This is a genomic window from Gordonia sp. NPDC062954, from assembly GCF_044543825.1.
In the GTDB taxonomy this organism is placed as follows: domain Bacteria; phylum Actinomycetota; class Actinomycetes; order Mycobacteriales; family Mycobacteriaceae; genus Gordonia; species Gordonia tangerina.
Map to the genome: position 1 here is coordinate 80,314 of NZ_JBITWL010000010.1, position 19,159 is coordinate 99,472.

Sequence of the window (19,159 nt, forward strand, 5' to 3'; positions counted from 1 at the left end):
CGCCGACAGCGGCGCAGCGGGGCGTCGGCGGCGGGTCAGCTCTCCAGACGCTTCTTGAGATTGCCGAGCAGTTCGGCCTGGATCTTGTTCAGCCCCTTCGGCGCGAACGTCTTCTCGAAGAAGCCGCCGATACCGCCGGCACCGGCCCACGTCGTGGTGGTGGTGACACGGCTACCGGCGCCCGATTTCGCCACCACGTAGGTCGTCACCATCGACGAGTTCTCGTCGTTCTCGGTCACCGTGTCCGGCACCACATTCACGGTCGCCTTCACGTCGCGCTGGCGCTTCTCGGTGGCCTGCAGGATCCAGTGCACCACGGTGCCGTCACCGTTCCCGCCACTGATCACCTGGTAGTCGCGGTAGTTCGCGGGCAGAATCGCCGGGCGCACCTCGTTGTAGTCGGCGAGCGCGGCCATCACCACGTCTGGCGCGGCGGCGATGTCGAGCGTCTGCGTTGCGGAAACCTGACCCACGGCGTGTTCTCCTTCGAACTGATTGGCGGGGGGCAAACTCACGTCCTAGGCTATCCAAGTGAGCTCGGACCGGTTGGAGATGGGGGCGCAGGCGTTCGACGAGGGTGTTGCGACCCTTCTGACGAGCTATCGCGCGATTCCGCCGGGCGCCACAGTGCGCCTGGCGAAGAAGACGTCGAACCTGTTCCGCAAACGCGCCGAGAATCCGCACCCCGGGCTGGACGTGTCCGGGCTGGACCGCGTGATCTCGGTGGACAAGGCGGCCAAGACCGCCGACGTCGCGGGCATGTGCACCTACGAGAATCTGGTCGCCGCCACCCTGCCGTACGGATTGGCCCCCAAGGTGGTGCCACAACTCAAGACCATCACCCTGGGCGGCGCGGTCACCGGGTTGGGCATCGAGAGCACGTCGTTCCGCAACGGTTTGCCACACGAATCCGTCCTCGAGATCGACATCCTGACGGGCGGGGGTGAGATCATCACCGCCACCCCCACCAACGAACACGCCGACCTGTTCTTCGGTTTCCCCAATTCCTATGGCACGCTGGGCTACTCGGTCCGACTGAAGATCGAGCTGGAAGAGGTGGCGCCGTATGTGGCGCTGCGACATGTCCGTTTCGATCGACTCGCCGAGCTCCAGGAGACGATGGCGCAAATCGCGCTCGACGGCGACTACGACGGTGAGCGGGTCGATTACCTCGACGGGGTCGTGTTCACCGCCGGGGAGAGCTATCTGACCCTGGGCCGCCAAACCGACGAGCCCGGCCCGGTCAGCGACTACACCGGAATGAACATCTTCTACCGGTCCATCCAGCATCCGAGTGGCGTGACCCGCGACCGGCTGACCATCCACGACTACCTGTGGCGCTGGGACACCGACTGGTTCTGGTGTTCACGCGCCTTCGGTGCGCAGAACCCCAGGATTCGCCGCCTCTGGCCGAAGAAGTTGTTGCGCAGCAGCTTCTACTGGAAGCTGATCGCCCTCGACCATCGCTACAACATCGGCGACAAGCTGAACGCGCGCAAGGGTGAGCCGCCGAACGAACGCGTGGTGCAGGACATCGAGGTACCGATCGAGAACACCACCGCCTACCTCGAGTGGTTCCTGCAGAACGTGCCGATCGAGCCGATCTGGTTGTGCCCGTTGAAATTGCGTGAACCTGCCCTACCCAACAGCGATGCCACCCGGCCGTGGCCGCTGTACCCCCTCGAGCCGCGACGCACCTACGTCAATGCCGGCTTCTGGTCTGCGGTACCGGTCACCCCGGGCGATCCGGGGTATACCAACAAGTTGATCGAACGCACGGTGGCCGATCTCGACGGTCACAAATCGCTGTATTCGGAATCCTTCTATGCGCCGGACGAGTTCGATGAGCTCTATGGCGGTGAGAACTACCGGTTACTCAAGAAGCGGTACGACCCGCAGGGCCGTCTGCTCGACCTGTATGCGAAAGCGGTGAAACGACAATGACCACATTCAAGGACAGTTCGCTGCACAACGGCACAGCGCCCGCGGCGGGCAAGATGACGTTGGCCCAGATCTTCGAGGCATTGATGGGCGGTCAGCTCACCGTCCGGATCACCGCCTACGACGGCAGCTCGGCAGGTCCGGAAGATGCCGAATTCGGCCTGCATCTCGCCACGCCGCGCGGCACCACCTATCTGGTCACCGCGCCCGGTGACCTCGGGCTCGCCCGCGCCTACATCTCCGGTGACCTCGAACTCACCGGCGCCCACCCGGGTGACCCGTACGGCGCGTTGCAGGCGTTGGCCTCCGACCTCAATTTCGTGCGTCCGTCTCCGTTGACCCTGGCGCACGTCGCGCGGTCGTTGGGCATCGAACACTTCAAGCCGATCGCTCCGCCGCCGCAGGAAGCACTGCCCCGGTGGCGACGGTTCACCGAGGGCCTGCGGCACAGCCGAACCCGCGACGCCGAGGTCATCCACTATCACTACGATGTGTCGAACACGTTCTACGAGTGGGTACTCGGGCCCTCGATGACCTACACCTGCGCGGTGTACCCGGAGCTCGAAGCGACCCTGGAGACCGCGCAGGAGAACAAGTATCGCCTGATCTTCGACAAGCTGCGTCTCAAGCCGGGTGACCGGCTGCTCGACATCGGTTGCGGCTGGGGCGGAATGGTCCGTTACGCCGCACGCCGCGGGGTACATGTGATCGGTGCGACGCTGTCGGCCGAACAGGCCGAATGGGCGCAGAAGGCCATCGTCGACGAAGGTCTCACCGAGTTCGCCGAGGTGCGCCACAGCGACTATCGCGACGTCACGGAGACCGGCTTCGACGCAGTCTCGTCGATCGGGCTGACCGAGCATATCGGTGTCGCGAACTACCCGGCGTACTTCTCGTTCATCCGGGACCGTCTGCGTGTCGGCGGCATGCTGCTCAACCACTGCATCACACGGCCCGACAACCACAAACGCGGCCGCGCAGGGTCGTTCATCGATCGCTACGTGTTCCCCGACGGCGAGCTGACCGGCTCGGGCAAGATCATCTCCAAGCTGCAGGACATCGGCGGCATGGAAGTCGTGCACGAGGAGAACTTCCGCGACCACTACGCCATGACGCTGCGTGACTGGAACCGCAACCTCGTCGAGCACTGGGATGAGGCTGTCGAGGAGGTCGGCGAGGGCACCGCGCGCCTATGGGGTCTGTATATGGCCGGTTGCCGCATCGGCTTCGAACGCGACATCGTCCAACTGCACCATGTCCTGGCCACCAAACTCGACGACAAGGGCGGCAACGATCTCCCACTGCGCCCCTGGTGGGACGCCTGACCCCGACTTCGTAGTACGAACCGCGTTTTTTTGGCCGGTTCGTACTACGGATCCGTGGTCATTCCAACGGCCGCGCACCGAGTTCGGACTTGAGCAGTTCCAGCGCGACCTGGTCGGGGTCGAGGCGCCGCTCCGGCGAACCGGTGCGGGCGTCAGCGACCATCTCGTCACGTTCGGCGTCGGTCAGTTCCTCATCCGCCCGTGGCGGCTCAGGCTCCTCGGGCTCTGGTGCCGGCTCCGGGGTTGCGGCCGGCGATGCCGTCTGATCTCGCCCACGACTCGGCCGTGAATAGGTCGGTCGTTTCGGTGCGGCCTGTGCCGCCGACCGGTCGGCCCGGCCGCGCTGCACCGCGGCCTGAGCGGCCGGTTGTCCGGTCGAGTGCACACATCGCGCGTCGGCCGACGGCCCGAACACCTGCTGCACGGCCGCCCGCAGGTTGCCCGCGTGTTCGTTGCTCAGCCGCCCGACGAGCATCTCGGTGGCGTGGCCGAACACCACGGTGGTGCCGTCCACACCGGCGATCGACGCACCCGACAGCATCACCTCCAGCACCGGCGTGATACCGCGGGCGGCGGCCCGGATATCCGACCAGCGGGCCTCGACATCGGCGACGGTCAACCCAGAATCCTGCTCTTGCGCAGGCTCGTCGACGGCCGCAGGTACCGGCTCGTCGAAGTCCGGTGGCGGGGCCATGTCGTCGTCGGTCGGTTCGTCGGGCAATGGAATGTCGTCGTCGGCCGATGACGTCGCCTGCGGCGGCGCCTCCGACTGCGCCGCAGTCCGTGCCGGCGGACGCGGGGATGTCGGGTTGGGCGGAGTGGGAACCGGGCGCACGGGCGGCGTCGGGGTCGCCGACGTCGATTCCGGCGCTGGTGGTGTCGGTTCGGCGCACGCCGTATCGGGCGTGGTCGGCACGGACACGTCCGGCGCGCCCGACGGCGGGCTCTGCACCTGCGGCGCAACCGCTTCCGGGGACAACGGATCCACCGGTTCCGGGGTCTGCGTGGCGGCCGACGGCTCCGCCCTCACGGGTTCAGTCGGCGCGGGGTCTGCCGCCGGTGGCGAATCGTCGGCAACCGGCGTCTCGGGCGTCAGCGCAGGCGGATCATCGGTGGCCGAAGCTGCTGGCGAGGTGTCCTCATGCGCGGCGCGCGCTGCCGCTGCCTCCTCGGCGGCCTTACGCTGCGAGGGCCGCACATACTTGGGCGCCGACTCGGCATCCGTCGGCGCGGCCGGCGCCGACGTTCCGCCGGAAGGGGTTGTCGGCGTGGCACTGCCACCCGTCGCTACCACCCCCGATTCCAGACGTTCGAGGCGCTGCAGCAGTGCCGTGTCCGCGCTGGACGCGGCGGGCAGCAGCATCCGCGCACACATGACCTCGAGCAGCAGACGTGGCGACGTCGTACCTCGCATCTCCCCGAGCGCGGCATGCGCCGTCTCGGCGAACCGGGTCAGCGATGCCGGGCCGAGTACCTCGATCTGACGCTGCATCCGGGCGAGTTGGTCACCGGGCGCCTCGACCAGTCCGCGCTCGGCCGCATCCGGAACAGCTTGCAGCAGAATCAGATCACGCAACCGTTCGAGCAGGTCGACGGCGAATCGACGCGGGTCGTGGCCGGCGTCGACAACCTTCTCCACCGTGCCGAACAACGCCGCACCATTCGCGTCGGCGAGCGCGTCGATGGCCTCGTCGATCAGCGCGATGTCGGTGACACCCAGCAGAGCCAGCGCCCGCTCGTAGGTCACACCTTCGTCACCCGCGCCGGCGAGCAACTGGTCGAGGATGCTCAGCGAGTCACGCGGTGAGCCGCCACCAGCGCGGATGACGAGCGGATACACATCCTGGGCGACCACCACATTCTCACTGGCACAGATCTTTTCCAGCAGGTTGCGCATCACCGGAGGCGCCAGCAGCCGGAACGGGTAATGGTGTGTACGCGACCGGATGGTGGGCAGCACCTTCTCGGGCTCGGTGGTCGCGAACACGAAGATGAGGTGCTCGGGCGGTTCCTCCACGATCTTGAGCAGCGCGTTGAATCCCGCGTTGGTGACCATGTGCGCCTCGTCGACGATGAACACGCGATACCGCGACTCCGAGGGCGCGTAGAAGGCGCGATCCCGGAGCTCGCGCGTGTCGTCGACGCCGCCGTGACTGGCGGCGTCGAGCTCGATCACATCCAGATTGCCGGGGCCACCTGGGGCCAACGCCACACAGGAATCGCACTCCCCGCACGGTGTCGACGTGGGTCCGTGCACGCAGTTGAGCGAGCGGGCGAGGATGCGCGCCGACGACGTCTTACCGCACCCGCGCGGGCCGGAGAAGAGGTAGGCATGGTTGATACGTCCCCCGTCGAGCGCACGACTCAACGGATCGGTGACGTGCTCCTGGCCCACGACGTCGGCGAAGGAAGCCGGGCGATAGGTGCGATACAGAGCCACGTGACGAGAGTACCGGCGCAGCCCGACACCCGGGCGCGCTCCCCCACAGGCTCAGGCGACCGCCGAACCACTGCACGTCAGCGCCGGTAGCGGGACCGGCCCGTGGGTCACCGACCGGATCCGGATCGTCAGCGGCCCGCTGGCGTGCAGGTTGTCGATGCGATAGCCGGGGCGATCGGCGAGGCGCGCCGACCAGCGGCGATGGAAGGTTTCCGTATGTCCCGTGGGTAAGTGGGTGATGGTGACCCAGGTGTCAACCGGGTAGGAGCTCAGCGACGCACTGTGGCCCCACACAGCGAACACCCCGGGCCGGCGGGCGTCGGTCCGGACACTCGCACCGCCATAGAACGGGATGTCGAGGATGTGTGGGCTCGGCCCCCAGCAGTGTTGCCCGATCGGCTGGGTCCGCACGCCGGCCTGCGCAGGCGCCGTCCCCGCGATCAACCCGGCCGCGACTGCGGACGTCGTGCACGCGACCACCCATGCACGGCATCCCATGCGCGGTGCTCCTCACTCCCCCACAGGTGGCCCCTGCACGGATTGTGGCGTCTCCGACGGTGCCGTCGCCACCGTTGTCGCCGAGTCGTCACCGGACCGTAAGACAACGATGGTCGCGATCACCGTCCCCAGGAAGATCGCGTTGTAGGGGTAGACCGTGAACCACTCCAGCCAGTCGATCCCGTGTTTGAAGAACAGCCCGATCAGATAGGCGTCGGGCACCGTGCGGTTGACGAACCAGATTGGATGGGCCAGGTAGGTGCGCCAGGAGAAGGCGATCAACAGCATCGAGATCAGCCCGGCGGCCGTCAGCGCGTACACCACGACGCCGCGGCCGGGAGTGGCCAACAAATGCAGCCCGATCACCGCGAGCGGGACGAACCACACCCAGTGGTGGCCCCACGACATCGGGGAGATCGCGCACGCGGTCATCCCCACCACCGTCACGGCGAGCAACTCCTGCCCGTGCCGGTGCGCGAGCGTCGCGGCGTACATGCCCAACGCGAGCGCCCCCGCCGCCAGAAACCCCCAGAGCAGGATGTTCGGGTCGTCGGAGTGCAACAGATTGGCCAGCCACCCGCGGATCGACTGGTTACCGACGGTCTGCGGCGCCCCGACCCGGTCGGAGTCGAACATCGTGCCCGTCCAGTACACCCACGATTCGCGGGGCAGCACGGCGAACCCGACGATCATCGTGCCGAAGAAGCCGATCAGCACCCCGGCCATCGACCGCCACTGGCGCAACACCGCCAGGTACAGCACAAAGATCAGCGGGGTCAGCTTGATGCCTGCGGCGATACCAGTGCCCACCCCGCGCAGCCGTGCCTCTTCTCCTCGAGTGAGGTCGGCGACGATGAGCAGCATCAGGAAGACGTTGATCTGTCCGTACCAGACGGTGGTGCGTACCGGCTCCAACAGCAATGCCACCGCGACCAGCGACAGCGCGATCACCCGCAACGGCCACGTCGGGCTCCGCCCGAGGCTCTTGAAGCTGAGCATGATCACCAGGTACAGCGCGACGACGATGCCGACCGACCAGACGATCCGCGCCGCCTCGAACGAGATCCAGGTGAACGGGGTGAACAGCAGGATCGAGATCGGCGCGTACGTGTAGTCCATCTGTCCGAGCAGTTTGGCGTCGTAGAGGCTGTTGCCGTCGAGCACCGTGCGTGCGCCGGACAAGTACACGTCGAGGTCGAGCTGGTTGTCGAACAAGCCCCAGAAAGGGGTGGTGTAGGGGACGATCACGTCCTGCAACCACAGGGCGAGAAGGCCGATGAGCACGGAGCCGACGGCGATCAATGCCGGCCGGTGTCGCTTCACTCCTCGCGGGTTTTCGAGAACATCGCGGTCCAGTCGGGATTCGTGGGGTCAGGAATCGCTGGACGCGAGCAATGACTCGGTGGCGGCGAGCAGCACGCAGGTGGCCACGCCGTCCATGGCCTTGGCCAGGTCGTCGGTGGTCGGGAACGTCGGCGCAAGCCGGATGTTGCGGTCGTTCGGGTCCTGCTTGTACGGGAACGCCGAGCCCGCCGCGGTCAGCGCGATCCCGGCCTGCTTGGCGAGTTCGATCACCCGCCGCGCGGTGCCGTCGATGACGTCGAGGTTGACGAAGTAGCCGCCCTCGGGCTCCGACCATGCCGCGACCATCGAGTCGGCGAGCCGATCGTCGAGGATGTCGAGCACCATCCGGAACTTGGGTGCCAGGATCTCGCGGTGCTTGGCCATGTGCGCGCGCACGCCGTCGGCGTCGCCGAAGAACCTGATGTGCCGCAGCTGGTTGACCTTGTCCGGGCCGATCGTCTTGATCGCCAGGTGTTTCTTGAACCAGTCGAGGTTCTCGGTGGATGCACCGAAGAAGGAGACGCCGGCACCGGCGAAGGTGACCTTCGACGTCGAGCCGAGCACGAACACGCGGTTCGGGTGTCCGGCGGCCGCCGCCATCTCCAAAATCGGCAGCGGCGTCGGAGGCGCCTCGACCAGGGTGTGCACCGCGTAGGCGTTGTCCCAGTAGATGCGGAAGTCGTCGGCGGCGGGCATCTCCAGGAGCCGGCGGGTGACCTCCTCGCTGAACGTGACGCCCGTCGGGTTGGAGTAGGTGGGCACTGCCCACATGCCCTTGATGGACGGGTCGTCGGCGGTCAGCGCCGCGCACGCGTCGACGTCGGGGCCGTCGGGCAGCATCGGCACCGGGACCATCTCGATGCCGTAGGTCTCGGTGATCGCGAAGTGCCGGTCGTATCCGGGGACCGGACACAGGAATTTGACCTTCTGGTCCTTCCACGGCCGGTCCGAGTCCACCGTTCCGCGCAGTAGCGAGAACACGGTGAGGTCGTGCATCACCTCGAGGCTCGCGTTGCCGAGCGCCATCAGGTTGTCGGGATCGACGGCGAACAGCTCGCCGAAGATCTGCCGGATCTCGGGCAGCCCGACGATGCCGCCGTAGTTACGGGTGTCGGTGCCGGCGGCGTCGCGGTATTCGTCACCGGGCAGCGCCAGCAAACCGTTGGACAAATCGAGCTGCTCGGGCGCCGGCTTGCCGCGGGTGAGGTCGAGCGAAAGACCTGCCGCGCACAGCGCGTCGTAGAGCTTTCGCAGGTCGGATTGGGTTTCGCGAAGTTGGTCGGCACTCATCGAGTGGTAATTCAACGCGGGGACCTCTCCGTGACACCGGCATCGGTGGGCGGCGCCTCAGGTGCTCGTCTCGAGATTTCTATGGGGACCCCGCGCACCCGAGAGAGCCCGTTGACCCTTGCTGCCTTCCGGCCCTGGGGGAGTTCACAGGATGCACGCCGCGCGGGATCCGCCGACCAGTGTAGCGGGAGGGACCCCTCGCCAGACAAACCGGTCACCGACGACGTCGCTGCCCGGCCGATTTTGGGTTGCACCCCCCTTGGCCGCTATCATCCCCGGTGGAGGATTCGCCTAGTGGCCTATGGCGCTCGCCTGGAACGCGGGTTGGGTTAATAGCCCTCAGGGGTTCGAATCCCCTATCCTCCGCCACGGAAGAACCGCCTGCTACCTGCATTAACGCCAGTAGCGGGCGGTTTTTCGATCTCCATACATCGATTTGTGCATCAGCCCAACAGAAGTTTCGCTTGCCACGCACGCGCCCGCCGATCCATGCGTTGCCACCAGGAAGTGACATACACGTCCACGGCATCGCTGAGACGCCGGTCCACAGTGGTTCCATTGAGGAGCGAACTCAGGCAGAACATCGCACCCACGTACGGCCGTCGCGGCGTCTCTTCGATCGGCGCAAGCGGGGACGGCTTCGACAGCCGCCACAGGTCACGGCGAAAATCGGTCACATGAAAATCGAGCTCAATCATCAGGTTGTACACCGCGTCCATGGCGTCCACGACATTTCGATCGGCGATCAGCCTCACGGAGATCAACTCCCTTTCGACTTCGTCCGTAATCGCGTGTAGTTCCGAGTAGGCAACGTCAACCTCATCGACCGTGAGTTCCTTGTCGTCAAACAACTCGTGCTCACGATTGTGTCGGCGCTGACATAGCTGCAACACGTGGACAGCCGAACGCAGTGTGGTGTCGCGTTGCCAATCCTTCTTCGCGCGATGCGCGCTGCTAGCCAGCGCTCCCCATGCAGCGGCGGCAGATACCACAGCAGCGGTCGCGGCAATAGCTGTCGGTTCCATTGGCGACTATTCCACCTCATTGCGGACCACGACTGCGCCAGCAGCCCCGGCCGACCTGACAGCGTAAGCGAGCAACTCAGACGCCGCTCGACCTTGACCGGGCAGTACATGCGAGTAAACGTCCAACGTAATTGTTTCGGACGCGCCCAAGTCGCCCCGATACGACCTCGACAGGTACACCGAGCGACAGGAGCAGACTTGCGTGAGTATGTCTCAGGTCATGCAGCCTTATCGCAGGTAGGTCAGAGATCGCCTTCCGCGCCGCCTCGCCGCGGGCCCCGCCACCTCCTAGACACCTCGTCGTGGTGACTGGCCGTCGAGATCTCGGCGTCGCGGTGCCCGGCCCGTCGAGTCCCTGGCCGTCGCGGTCCCTGCCTGTCGAGGTCCCCGGCCGCCGACGCGCGGCCACTCGAGGCCCCGGCTTGGTTGATCGAACGATGCATCGCCGCCGATGCATCTGGCCGCATGTAGGTGTACCTAGATGTCGTCCGGCGATCTAAAACGTGATGGTCAAACGCTATTTCTGCACCCAAACGCATCACAACGTATCTCCACTTTCAGGGGTTCGAATCCCCCATCCTCCGCCGAAAACGTCAGGTCAACGACTTGCCGCACCGGAAGGGAACACTTTCGGGTATCACCGCCGGCAGATCGCGTGTGAATTCCCGCGATCTGCCGGCGGTGACGTTTCGGCCCGCGAAGGTCTCGGCGACCCCGATGCTGACAGTTGATCTAAAAAGTGTATTGCACTACATAGAAAGTGCAGTACACTTCTGATGTGCGGATCGAGATCACGCCCAGCGCCCGGCAGCACGGGATCGCCGATGATGAGATCCGCGCCGTGGTTGAATACCCGGCACTACGTGTCGTCTTGACCGCCCGTCGCGTGGGAACTCGCCCGGTCCTCCACATTGGACCGGCTGTCGAGCGCGGCCCGTTCATCGAGGTCATCGTCGATATCGTCGACCCGGTGATCGCTGTCGCATTCCACGCGATGATGCTGCGCAAGAGCCTGGTCACCAACCTCGGCATCGAACATCTTGTCGTTCCGAGTTACGGAACACAGCGATCGTGAGAGGAGAGAATCCATGGGCCGCAAGCTGACTGACGATGACTACGCCGCGATGGCCGACGACTACGCCATGAACGCGCCCACGGCGGAGGAGGTAGTCGGGGACGTCGAAGTCGCAGACCTGGCCGTTCTCCGCCACGGCCGGCCACCGAAGGGCACCGCGTCCAAGGGTAAAACCCCAACAACCTCCGTCCGCCTACCCGAGGATCTGCGGGAAGCGATGGTCCAGCTGGCTGACGCCGAGCACGTCAAACCCGCCGAAATCATTCGTCGGGCGGTCGCAGAGTACGTCGACCGTCACCGCGCCGCGTCGTAGCAGGCGACGACAGTCCCAGCTGGCGAACACGTCGGTGTTCATCTGGTTCGCCAGCGGACAGCCACGCTGATACCGTTACGGCCCCGACGGGCCCGGGTAGCGTGAACTCATGACCTACGTAGTGCTCGGCGCAACCGGCGGTCAGGGTGGTGCGGTGGCCGCCGAACTCCTCGAAGCGGACCTACCGGTGCGGGCCGTGGTGCGTGATCTCGAGTCCAAACGCGCGCAGGAGCTCAGCACCCGCGGCATCGAGTTGGTGACCGGCGACATGGTCAGCGGCGACGGCCTCTTGGACGCGTTCGTCGGGGCCACCGGCGTCTTCGCGCTGACCACGCCGTTCGAGACAGGGGTTGATGCGGAGATCACCCAGGGCACCGCGATCATCGACGCCGCCCGCCTCGCCGGCGTGCCTTACCTCGTCTTTTCCTCGGTGGCCAGCGCCGACCGCGGCACCGGCGTGCCGCACTTCGAGAGCAAATACCGCGTCGAGCAGGCGCTCGGCGACAGCGGTATCCCGCACACGACCGTGGGTCCGACGTACTTCTACGACAACCTGCTCGGCAGCGTCGACGCCCTGACCGCCGCCGGCATCCTGCCCATCGCGATGCCCGCGGACACACCGTTGCAGCAGCTCTCCCGCCGGGATCTCGGTAGGTTCGTCGTCGAGCTGTTTCGCGACCCGACGAGCCACGTCGACGAACGCATCGACATCGCCTCCGATTCGCTGACCCCCGATCAGATGGCCGCCGCACTGTCGTCGGTGTTGACACGCGAGGTGAACGCGGAATCGTATGATCCGGAACGGATCTCGTCGCCCGACATGAGCGCGATGTTCGGTTTCCTGAGCCGGGAGGGTTACCAGGTAGACATCCCGGCGCTCCATCACCGCTTCCCGGCCGTCGGGTGGCAGTCGTTCGCCGAGTGGGCGGCGATCCAGTTCGGGACATGACACAGTTCGGGCCCGACACACCACAGTGCGCGGGCCCGAAACTGGAAGTTTGGACAAGACCGGGGGCTTCTGTAATCACCCGGCCTCTGGTTCAACAAGCGAGTTACAGCATCGCGTGAACGTGCCATCACCGTATCAGGCCGTCGTCGCCGTCGGCCAATCGTCGTCTGGGAAACCGTCGTCTGGGAAACTGGCAGCGTGCTGTTTCCGACGCTGACTCCCGCCGCTGCCGATCTGTCCGATGCGATCGTGGTGGGCGACGACCGACTGTCCCGCGAAGATCTCGTCGGAGCAGCCACCGCGGTGGCCGAACGCATCGGCGGCGCGCACACTCTTGCCGTCCTGGCCCGGCCGACACCGGACACGATTCTCGCGATCGTCGGCTGTCTCATCGCCGGGGTCGCCGCGGTCCCGGTTCCGCCGGATTCCGGGGCACGCGAGCTCGACCACATCCTCACCGATTCCTGTGCGCAGGCCTGGCTCGGTGCAGCCCCCGACGATGCCACGTTGCCGGTGATCCCGGTCCGCCGCTATGCGCGTTCATGGCATCGCCACCCCGAGCCGCCCGAGTCCTCGACGGCCCTGATCCTGTACACCTCTGGCACCACCGGCCTGCCCAAGGGTGTGCCGATCTCGCGGCGGGCCATCGCCGCCGGACTCGACGCACTCGCCGACGCCTGGCGGTGGACCTCCGATGATGCGCTGGCACACGGACTTCCACTGTTTCACGTGCACGGTCTGATCCTCGGCGTGCTGGGGCCGCTGCGTCGCGGCGGGCGGCTGATCCACACGGTGAAGCCCGCCCCGGAGAAGTACGCTGCGGCCATCGACGATGGCGCCACAATGTTCTTCGGCGTGCCCACCGTGTGGACCCGTGTGGCCAATGACGAGTCGGCGGCACAACACCTTTCGTCGGCCCGTCTGCTCGTGTCGGGCAGCGCCCCGCTGCCGGTGCCGGTGTTCGAGAGCATCCGGTCGTTGACCGGCCACGAGATCGTCGAACGCTACGGCATGACCGAGACGATGATCACCGTCAGTACCCGCGCCGACGGAGAACGCCGCCCCGGCTGGGTCGGGTTGCCACTGGCCGGGGTCGACACCCGAATCCGAGAGGGCGACAACGACCTTCCGCATGACGGCGAAACCGTCGGCGACCTGCACGTGCGCGGGCCGATGATGTCGTCGGGGTACCTCAATCAGCCGGAGAAGAGTGCCGAATCCTGGCTTGATGACGGGTTTTTCGCCACCGGCGACGTCGCCGTCATCGACCCGGACGGGATGCACCGCATCGTCGGCCGCCGGGCCACCGACCTGATCAAGTCGGGCGGCTACCGGATCGGCGCCGGCGAAATCGAGACCGTCCTGCTCGGACATCCGGCCGTCGACGAGGTCGCGGTGATCGGCGTTCCGGACGACGACCTGGGCCAGCGGATCGTGGCCTATGTGGTCGGCTCCCGGGTTCCCGACAGCGAACTGATCGACCACGTCACCACCGAACTCTCCAATCACAAGCGGCCCCGCGAGATCCGGTTCGTCGACGGGCTGCCGCGCAACGCCATGGGCAAGGTGCAGAAGAAACTCCTCGACTGACACAAGCGCCATCGCCCCCGACCGCTTCCGCCGCCGATCCCGCCCGTTCCACAAAAGTGCCCCAGAAAAACACCCTCGCCCAAGGCGGCCGTCGGCATTATGTCGATGAGTCGCCTGGAGCGGGTGCATGTCTGGGGCGCTTTTCGGGATGGGCGGTTTTCAGCGTGGAACGCCGGCGGTGGATCACTCGTCCCCCAGGTATCGCCAACTCCTCCAGCGAGATCAGAGGGGATCTGGTCGGCTCGACGCCGACGGCACGGGGAACCCGCCCGCGCGCAAGACCTAGGACGGCAGTCGCCTACCGAACCTGGTTTCGAGCCAGTCACCAGCCGCGCGCACAGGTCGGTGTCGAGCCCACGGGTGCGACTGCTGAAGGTGTCGGTGCAGTAGACGACGCATTGACCTCGGCGACGAGGGCTAGGTCGAGTCCGCGTTCGTTGAGGATCAGCGCGCCGTAGGTGACGCCGTCGGCGTTACGGATCCGCCGACCACATCCTCCGCGTCGGCCATCGCCGGCACTTCTTCGGGAGCGCGAAGCTCATGACCTCGACGTTGCGCACACCGAAACCGACCGCGTGACGCACCAGCTCGAGCTTCTCGTCGGTCGACAACGACAACGACTCGTTCTGCAAGCCGTCGCGTGGCGCCACCTCAACGACCGTCACGTCGCGATCCGTGACTGTGCTGACACTCACGGGCTCACCTAACGATCCCGTTCATCACGGCATTCACGTCACCGAGGACATAGATTCGCCTCATGGAGAGTGTCCTCCCCCGCACGCGCACCCACCGCCGAATCGGGATCGTCGTCTTCGACGGCGTGAAGATGCTCGACTTCTCCGGACCCGCAGAGGTGTTCGTGGAGGCCAACCAGTTCGGTGGTGACTACGAGGTCGTCGTCATGTCTCCGGCGGGTGGTGACGTGACGACGTCGATCGGCGTGCGCGTCAGCACTGCCGCGGTGACAGGGTCGGGAAGGTTCGACACCGTGATGATCGCGGGCAGCGAGATCGCGCCGCCGTTGTTCGTGACGCCGGAATTGATCGCCGCGGTCTCCGACCTCGCCGGACGCACTCGCCGCCTCGCGTCGGTGTGCACCGGTTCGTTTGTGCTCGCCCAGGCCGGGCTACTGGACGGCCGGTCGGCGACGACGCACTGGAAGTTCACCGCCGACCTCGCACACCGCTTCCCCGCGGTGCGGGTGGACCGCGACGCGATCTACGTCCGCGACGGTGACCTCTACAGTTCGGCGGGTGTGGTCGCCGGAATCGACCTGAGTCTGGCCCTCGTCGAGGCGGATCACGGTGCCGAGGTCGCTCGGCGGACTGCGCAGGGCCTACTGGTCTACATGCAACGAGGTGGCGGACAATCGCAGTTCTCCGCGTCACTTGCCGGCACCGCTCCGCGCACCGGTCTGGTACGTCGCGCCACCGACCACATCCACGCGAACCTGCATGTCCCGCACACGGTCGCGAGTCTCGCCCGACACGTCAATGTCAGCGCGCGACAACTGACCCGACTCTTTCGCGAGGAGTTGGGCACCACCCCGGCCGGCTACATCGCCGACGCCCGCTTCGCGGTCGCCCGCGACAAACTGCACGCCGGGTTCACCGTGAGCGCAGCAGCGCACGCCGCCGGCTACGGCAGCGCCGAGGTCATGCGACGCGCCTTCGTCGCCCGCATCGGGGTGTCCCCACGCAAGTACCAGCGACGCTTCTCATCCACCCGGGCAGTCGCCGGGTGATCCGGAGGTCGCAAATGGGGGTGTTTGTGGCGCAGCGAGTGGGACCGCGGAGGACGTAGCGGGCGCACACTGAATGCGCTGGTCAAAAGACCACTACCTCTCGCGAAGGAGCACTGCCATGCCCACGGTCACCACCTCGGACGGCGTCGAGATCTTCTACAAGGACTGGGGTTCCGGACAGCCCGTCGTGTTCAGTCACGGCTGGCCGTTGTCGTCGGACGACTGGGATGCACAGATGATGTTCTTCGTCGAGCACGGGTATCGGGTCGTCGCCCATGACCGTCGAGGGCACGGTCGCTCCACCCAGGTCGCCGACGGCCACGACATGGACCACTACGCCGACGACATGCGTGCCGTCGTCGAGCACCTGGACCTGCGCGACGCGATTCACGTCGGACATTCCACCGGCGGTGGCGAGATCGCACGTTATCTGGCCCGGCACGGCGTCGACCGCGCCGCCAAAGCGGTGCTGATCAGCGCGGTGCCCCCGATCATGGTCAAGACCGACAGCAACCCCGACGGACTGCCGAAGGAAGTGTTCGACGATATCCAGCAGCAGGTCGCGCAGCGTCGTGCCGACTTCTTCTGGGAGTTCGCCGCCGGACCGTTCTACGGATACAACCGCGAGGGTGCGCAGCCGTCACAGGGCGTCATCGCCAACTGGTGGCGCCAGGGCATGATGGGCGGTGCGAAAGCGCACTACGACGGGGTGGTGGCGTTCTCGCAGACCGATTTCACCCCGGATCTCGAGAAGATCGAGATCCCGGTGCTGGTGTTGCACGGGGAGGACGATCAGGTCGTGCCCTACCAGGACGCCGGGGTGCGATCCGCGGAGTTCTTGCCGAACGCCACACTGAAGACCTATCCGGGATTCCCGCACGGAATGCCGACGACGGAGGCGGACACCATCAACGCCGACTTTTTGGAGTTCTTCCGCAGCTGATGCAGACCTCGGACCGGGCCCACCTTCGCGTCGTCCCGTTGCCAGCCCTTGACCCTTTCAGCGCGCACGCCGTACCGTTGACCCATCGACTTACAGCGTAAGCTTGGAGCGACGATGAGGGCCATGACCCAGCACGAATACGGCACCAGCGACTGTCTGCGCCTGGGTGAGGTCGATCGACCCGTACCGAAACGGGACGAGGTCCTGGTGCGGGTGCATGCCGCCGGCCTCGACCGCGGCACCTGGCACCTCATGACGGGCACGCCCTACGTCGCACGCCTCGGTCTCGGCCTGCGACGCCCCCGGTGGCCGGTGCCCGGCCGTGACCTGGCCGGAGTCGTCGCCGAGGTCGGCCCGGACGTGGACGCCTGGTCGGTGGGCGACGAGGTGATCGGTACGGCGGGCGGGTCGATGGCCGAGTACGCGGTGGTGCCGGTCAAGCGCCTAGGTCGCAAGCCCGCCGGCGTCTCCTTCGAGGAGGCTGCGGTACTTCCGGTGTCGGGACTGACCGCGCTGCAGGCCGTTCGTGACGCGGGTCGGGTGATCTCGGGGAATCGCGTGCTGGTGATCGGCGCATCCGGCGGTGTCGGTTCGTATGCCGTGCAGATCGCCGCGGCGTTCGGCGCCGACGTGGTGGCCGTGGCCAGCGGTCCGAAATCCGAATGGGTGCGGTCGTTGGGCGCTGCGCAGGTGATCGACTACACCCGCGACGACATCGACGCTTCCGCCGGCCCATTCGACGTCATCCTCGACATCGCGGGCAATCGAGAAGTCTCGGCCCTGCGACGCCTGCTGACCTCGCGCGGCACCCTCGTCATCGTCGGCGGCGAAGGCGGTGGAGACCTGTTGGGCGGCATCCAACGTCAGCTCGGCGCGATGCTGCTGTCGCCGTTCGTCAAGCACCGGTTGGTCGGCATCATCGCCAAGGAGAGCGCCGACGACCTGGCCGTGCTGAGGTCGATGGTCGAGGCCGGCACGCTGCGCCCCACCCTGGACCGGACGTTCACGCTGTCCGAGGCCGCGAAGGCGATGGATTACCTCACCGAAGGGCAGGTGCGCGGAAAACTGGCGGTGTCGATCTGAGATCGCCTTCGACCCTGTGCAACCGACCTTGCGCTCCGCTCCCGACCCGACCATGGTGGAACCCATGCCCATCGAGGTCCGCCCGGCAACCCGTTTCGCCGATGTCCGCGCGGTCATCGGACCCAAACGCCCGGACGCCAACGTTTGTTGGTGTCTGAGCTACCGCATACCGAACAAGCTCAACCAGGAGCTCGCGCGCGAGGAGCGCGGCGAGTACGTGCGGAAGTTGTGTCGACGAAAACTCGCCCCGGGTGTGCTCGCCTATGACGGTGACGACGTGGTCGGGTGGGCGGCGGTCGCCCCACGCGCCGACACCACTTTCGCCGGCAACCGCAAGATCCCCCACGTCGACGATCTCGACGTGTGGTCGGTGTGGTGCATCCGGGTGCGGCCCGGCCATCGCAAACAGGGCATCTCCCACGCACTGTTGGCCGGGGCCGTCGGCTTCGCCCGCGACCACGGCGCACCGGCCGTCGAGGGCTATCCGGTGGACAACCGCGGTGCGAAGGTGGATCTCACGATGGCGTACGTGGGAACGCGGAAGCTGTTCGAGGACGGCGGTTTCGAGTGGGCGGCAGACACCGACTCGGTCCTCAACCGCTTCCCGCGAGTCCTGATGCGACTCGACCTCCGGTAGTCGCATCCAACGAGAACTCCGCAACCCATCGCGGGTTGCCTCACCGCAACCCATCGCTGGTCGACCAGCGTCCGAGGCACCAGCCGACGAAGCGCACTTCACTGCTGGTCGAGTAGCGTCCGAGGCGCCAGCCGAGGAAGCGTATCGAGACCAGGCAACCCGAACCCACCTCGTCACGCCAGCTCGCCCAAAGCGCACTCCGGCACGTGGATCCATCCCTCCCGCGCCGCCACCTCGAGGTCCGCGCCATCCGGGAGCCGAGTACGCCCCAGCGCCGCGGCCCGCGCGATCAGCGCGGTGATCACCGCGTCGAAGGCGTTGTCATCGGACATGAGCAACTCACGGTGACCACTCAGGTCCAACCACGGGGCCCGCGCGACCAGCGACTCGTACGACACCGCGAGTACATCGCGACGCGCGACACCTTTGTATCCGCGATGCGTCAACCCCCAGTGTTTCAGCGCCGCAGCCGGATACGCCTCCACCGCCCAGCCGTCGACACGGTCGGCGATGCCCAGGTCGGCCAGCAGTCCGACGCAGCGGAAGGCGACATGAGCGATCTGGTCGGCCGAGACGCTCAGCGGGTTGCCGAGTTTCGCCTCCGCGACAACCCGGTCGGTCCGACGATAGGCCAGCGGCCGCCGGCGATCGATGTCGTCGAGCCCACGTCCGGCGGAGAGCTTGCCGTTATGTTGTGCCACAACGAGATCGACGAACGCATCGGGCCAACCGAACGGCGCGTCGATGCCGATGCGTTCAGCGCCCGCGACGAGTTCGCGAATCCGTGCATCGTCGGCCGGCATCGTCAGCTCTACGAGTCGCGCGGTCCCGTCGGCCCACTCGATGACCGCGACCGCCGTGCGTACCGGCGATGCGGCGAGATCGATTCCGACGGTGCGCATCAGGCGATGACCCTTCGTGACGCTCGCAAGCTCGCTCCTCAGGGATCAAGTTGCGAAGGG

Annotated in this window: 18 protein-coding genes, 1 tRNA gene and 1 other RNA gene; 11 read left to right on the top strand and 9 right to left on the bottom strand. The window is 66.4% G+C overall.

Annotated features, from left to right (window positions below; translation table 11 throughout):
• Nucleotides 1-35 precede the first annotated feature (35 nt).
• On the bottom strand, nucleotides 36-473 hold the full coding sequence (locus ACIGKQ_RS12030) for an SRPBCC family protein (RefSeq protein ID WP_396573757.1): 438 nt from the start codon (nucleotides 471-473) through the stop codon (nucleotides 36-38).
• A 79-nt stretch (nucleotides 474-552) separates the two neighbouring features.
• Between ACIGKQ_RS12030 and ACIGKQ_RS12035 the strand changes: the two genes are divergently transcribed.
• Together ACIGKQ_RS12035 and ACIGKQ_RS12040 are read left to right on the top strand one after the other, a co-directional pair.
• Nucleotides 553-1,944 (top strand): FAD-binding protein, encoded by a 1,392-nt coding sequence (locus tag ACIGKQ_RS12035; RefSeq protein WP_396573854.1) that lies wholly within the window; start codon nucleotides 553-555, stop codon nucleotides 1,942-1,944.
• Nucleotides 1,941-3,266 carry a class I SAM-dependent methyltransferase gene (locus ACIGKQ_RS12040; protein WP_396573759.1) on the top strand — a complete coding sequence of 442 codons (1,326 nt, stop codon included), beginning with the start codon at nucleotides 1,941-1,943 and terminating at the stop codon, nucleotides 3,264-3,266. Before ACIGKQ_RS12035 ends, ACIGKQ_RS12040 begins: the two co-directional genes overlap by 4 nt.
• Nucleotides 3,267-3,324: 58 nt before the next feature.
• Here the strand turns inward: ACIGKQ_RS12040 and ACIGKQ_RS12045 are convergent, their stop codons facing one another.
• The 5 genes from ACIGKQ_RS12045 to ffs form a co-directional block, all read right to left on the bottom strand.
• Entirely contained in the window at nucleotides 3,325-5,706 is a 2,382-nt protein-coding gene (locus tag ACIGKQ_RS12045) for a DNA polymerase III subunit gamma and tau (RefSeq protein WP_396573760.1), read from the bottom strand.
• Between the two features lie 51 nt (nucleotides 5,707-5,757).
• On the bottom strand, nucleotides 5,758-6,204 hold the full coding sequence (locus ACIGKQ_RS12050; RefSeq protein WP_396573761.1) for a hypothetical protein: 447 nt from the start codon (nucleotides 6,202-6,204) through the stop codon (nucleotides 5,758-5,760).
• Between the two features lie 12 nt (nucleotides 6,205-6,216).
• The gene (locus ACIGKQ_RS12055) at nucleotides 6,217-7,527 is read right to left on the bottom strand and encodes a glycosyltransferase 87 family protein (RefSeq protein WP_396573763.1); all 1,311 of its coding nucleotides are present in this window, start codon (nucleotides 7,525-7,527) and stop codon (nucleotides 6,217-6,219) included.
• A gap of 48 nt (nucleotides 7,528-7,575) precedes the next feature.
• Entirely contained in the window at nucleotides 7,576-8,853 is a 1,278-nt protein-coding gene (locus tag ACIGKQ_RS12060) for an aminotransferase class I/II-fold pyridoxal phosphate-dependent enzyme (protein WP_396573765.1), read from the bottom strand.
• A 64-nt stretch (nucleotides 8,854-8,917) separates the two neighbouring features.
• Nucleotides 8,918-9,012: signal recognition particle sRNA small type (gene ffs, locus ACIGKQ_RS12065), an RNA gene on the bottom strand.
• Nucleotides 9,013-9,118: 106 nt separating this feature from the next.
• Between ffs and ACIGKQ_RS12070 the strand changes: the two genes are divergently transcribed.
• Nucleotides 9,119-9,207, top strand: a tRNA-Ser gene (locus ACIGKQ_RS12070).
• 74 nt (nucleotides 9,208-9,281) lie between these two features.
• Here ACIGKQ_RS12070 and ACIGKQ_RS12075 read toward each other — a convergent pair.
• Nucleotides 9,282-9,863: a hypothetical protein gene (locus ACIGKQ_RS12075; RefSeq protein ID WP_235721689.1), complete on the bottom strand. Its 582-nt coding sequence runs from the start codon at nucleotides 9,861-9,863 to the stop codon at nucleotides 9,282-9,284.
• A 778-nt stretch (nucleotides 9,864-10,641) separates the two neighbouring features.
• On the opposite strand from ACIGKQ_RS12075, the gene ACIGKQ_RS12080 reads away from it, so the two are divergent.
• The 4 genes from ACIGKQ_RS12080 (at nucleotide 10,642) to ACIGKQ_RS12095 (ending at nucleotide 13,790) form a co-directional block, all read left to right on the top strand.
• Entirely contained in the window at nucleotides 10,642-10,938 is a 297-nt protein-coding gene (locus ACIGKQ_RS12080; protein WP_235721688.1) for a hypothetical protein, read from the top strand.
• A 13-nt stretch (nucleotides 10,939-10,951) separates the two neighbouring features.
• Nucleotides 10,952-11,251, top strand: coding sequence for a CopG family ribbon-helix-helix protein (locus ACIGKQ_RS12085; protein ID WP_235721687.1), 300 nt, complete (start codon nucleotides 10,952-10,954; stop codon nucleotides 11,249-11,251).
• Between the two features lie 109 nt (nucleotides 11,252-11,360).
• Nucleotides 11,361-12,200, top strand: coding sequence for an NmrA/HSCARG family protein (locus tag ACIGKQ_RS12090; RefSeq protein WP_396573768.1), 840 nt, complete (start codon nucleotides 11,361-11,363; stop codon nucleotides 12,198-12,200).
• 198 nt (nucleotides 12,201-12,398) lie between these two features.
• Nucleotides 12,399-13,790, top strand: coding sequence for an acyl-CoA synthetase (locus ACIGKQ_RS12095; protein WP_396573769.1), 1,392 nt, complete (start codon nucleotides 12,399-12,401; stop codon nucleotides 13,788-13,790).
• A 473-nt stretch (nucleotides 13,791-14,263) separates the two neighbouring features.
• Here ACIGKQ_RS12095 and ACIGKQ_RS12100 read toward each other — a convergent pair whose 3' ends face one another.
• Nucleotides 14,264-14,485 carry a hypothetical protein gene (locus tag ACIGKQ_RS12100; protein ID WP_235721684.1) on the bottom strand — a complete coding sequence of 74 codons (222 nt, stop codon included), beginning with the start codon at nucleotides 14,483-14,485 and terminating at the stop codon, nucleotides 14,264-14,266.
• A 62-nt stretch (nucleotides 14,486-14,547) separates the two neighbouring features.
• On the opposite strand from ACIGKQ_RS12100, the gene ACIGKQ_RS12105 reads away from it, so the two are divergent.
• The 4 genes from ACIGKQ_RS12105 (at nucleotide 14,548) to ACIGKQ_RS12120 (ending at nucleotide 18,197) form a co-directional block, all read left to right on the top strand.
• Nucleotides 14,548-15,534: a GlxA family transcriptional regulator gene (locus ACIGKQ_RS12105; protein WP_396573771.1), complete on the top strand. Its 987-nt coding sequence runs from the start codon at nucleotides 14,548-14,550 to the stop codon at nucleotides 15,532-15,534.
• A gap of 118 nt (nucleotides 15,535-15,652) precedes the next feature.
• The gene (locus ACIGKQ_RS12110; RefSeq protein WP_328715705.1) at nucleotides 15,653-16,477 is read left to right on the top strand and encodes an alpha/beta hydrolase; all 825 of its coding nucleotides are present in this window, start codon (nucleotides 15,653-15,655) and stop codon (nucleotides 16,475-16,477) included.
• A 123-nt stretch (nucleotides 16,478-16,600) separates the two neighbouring features.
• Entirely contained in the window at nucleotides 16,601-17,560 is a 960-nt protein-coding gene (locus ACIGKQ_RS12115; RefSeq protein WP_396573773.1) for an NAD(P)-dependent alcohol dehydrogenase, read from the top strand.
• Nucleotides 17,561-17,624: 64 nt separating this feature from the next.
• On the top strand, nucleotides 17,625-18,197 hold the full coding sequence (locus ACIGKQ_RS12120; protein ID WP_396573775.1) for a GNAT family N-acetyltransferase: 573 nt from the start codon (nucleotides 17,625-17,627) through the stop codon (nucleotides 18,195-18,197).
• Nucleotides 18,198-18,370: 173 nt separating this feature from the next.
• Here ACIGKQ_RS12120 and ACIGKQ_RS12125 read toward each other — a convergent pair whose 3' ends face one another.
• The gene (locus tag ACIGKQ_RS12125) at nucleotides 18,371-19,099 is read right to left on the bottom strand and encodes a DUF429 domain-containing protein (RefSeq protein ID WP_396573776.1); all 729 of its coding nucleotides are present in this window, start codon (nucleotides 19,097-19,099) and stop codon (nucleotides 18,371-18,373) included.
• Between the last annotated feature and the right edge of the window lie 60 nt (nucleotides 19,100-19,159).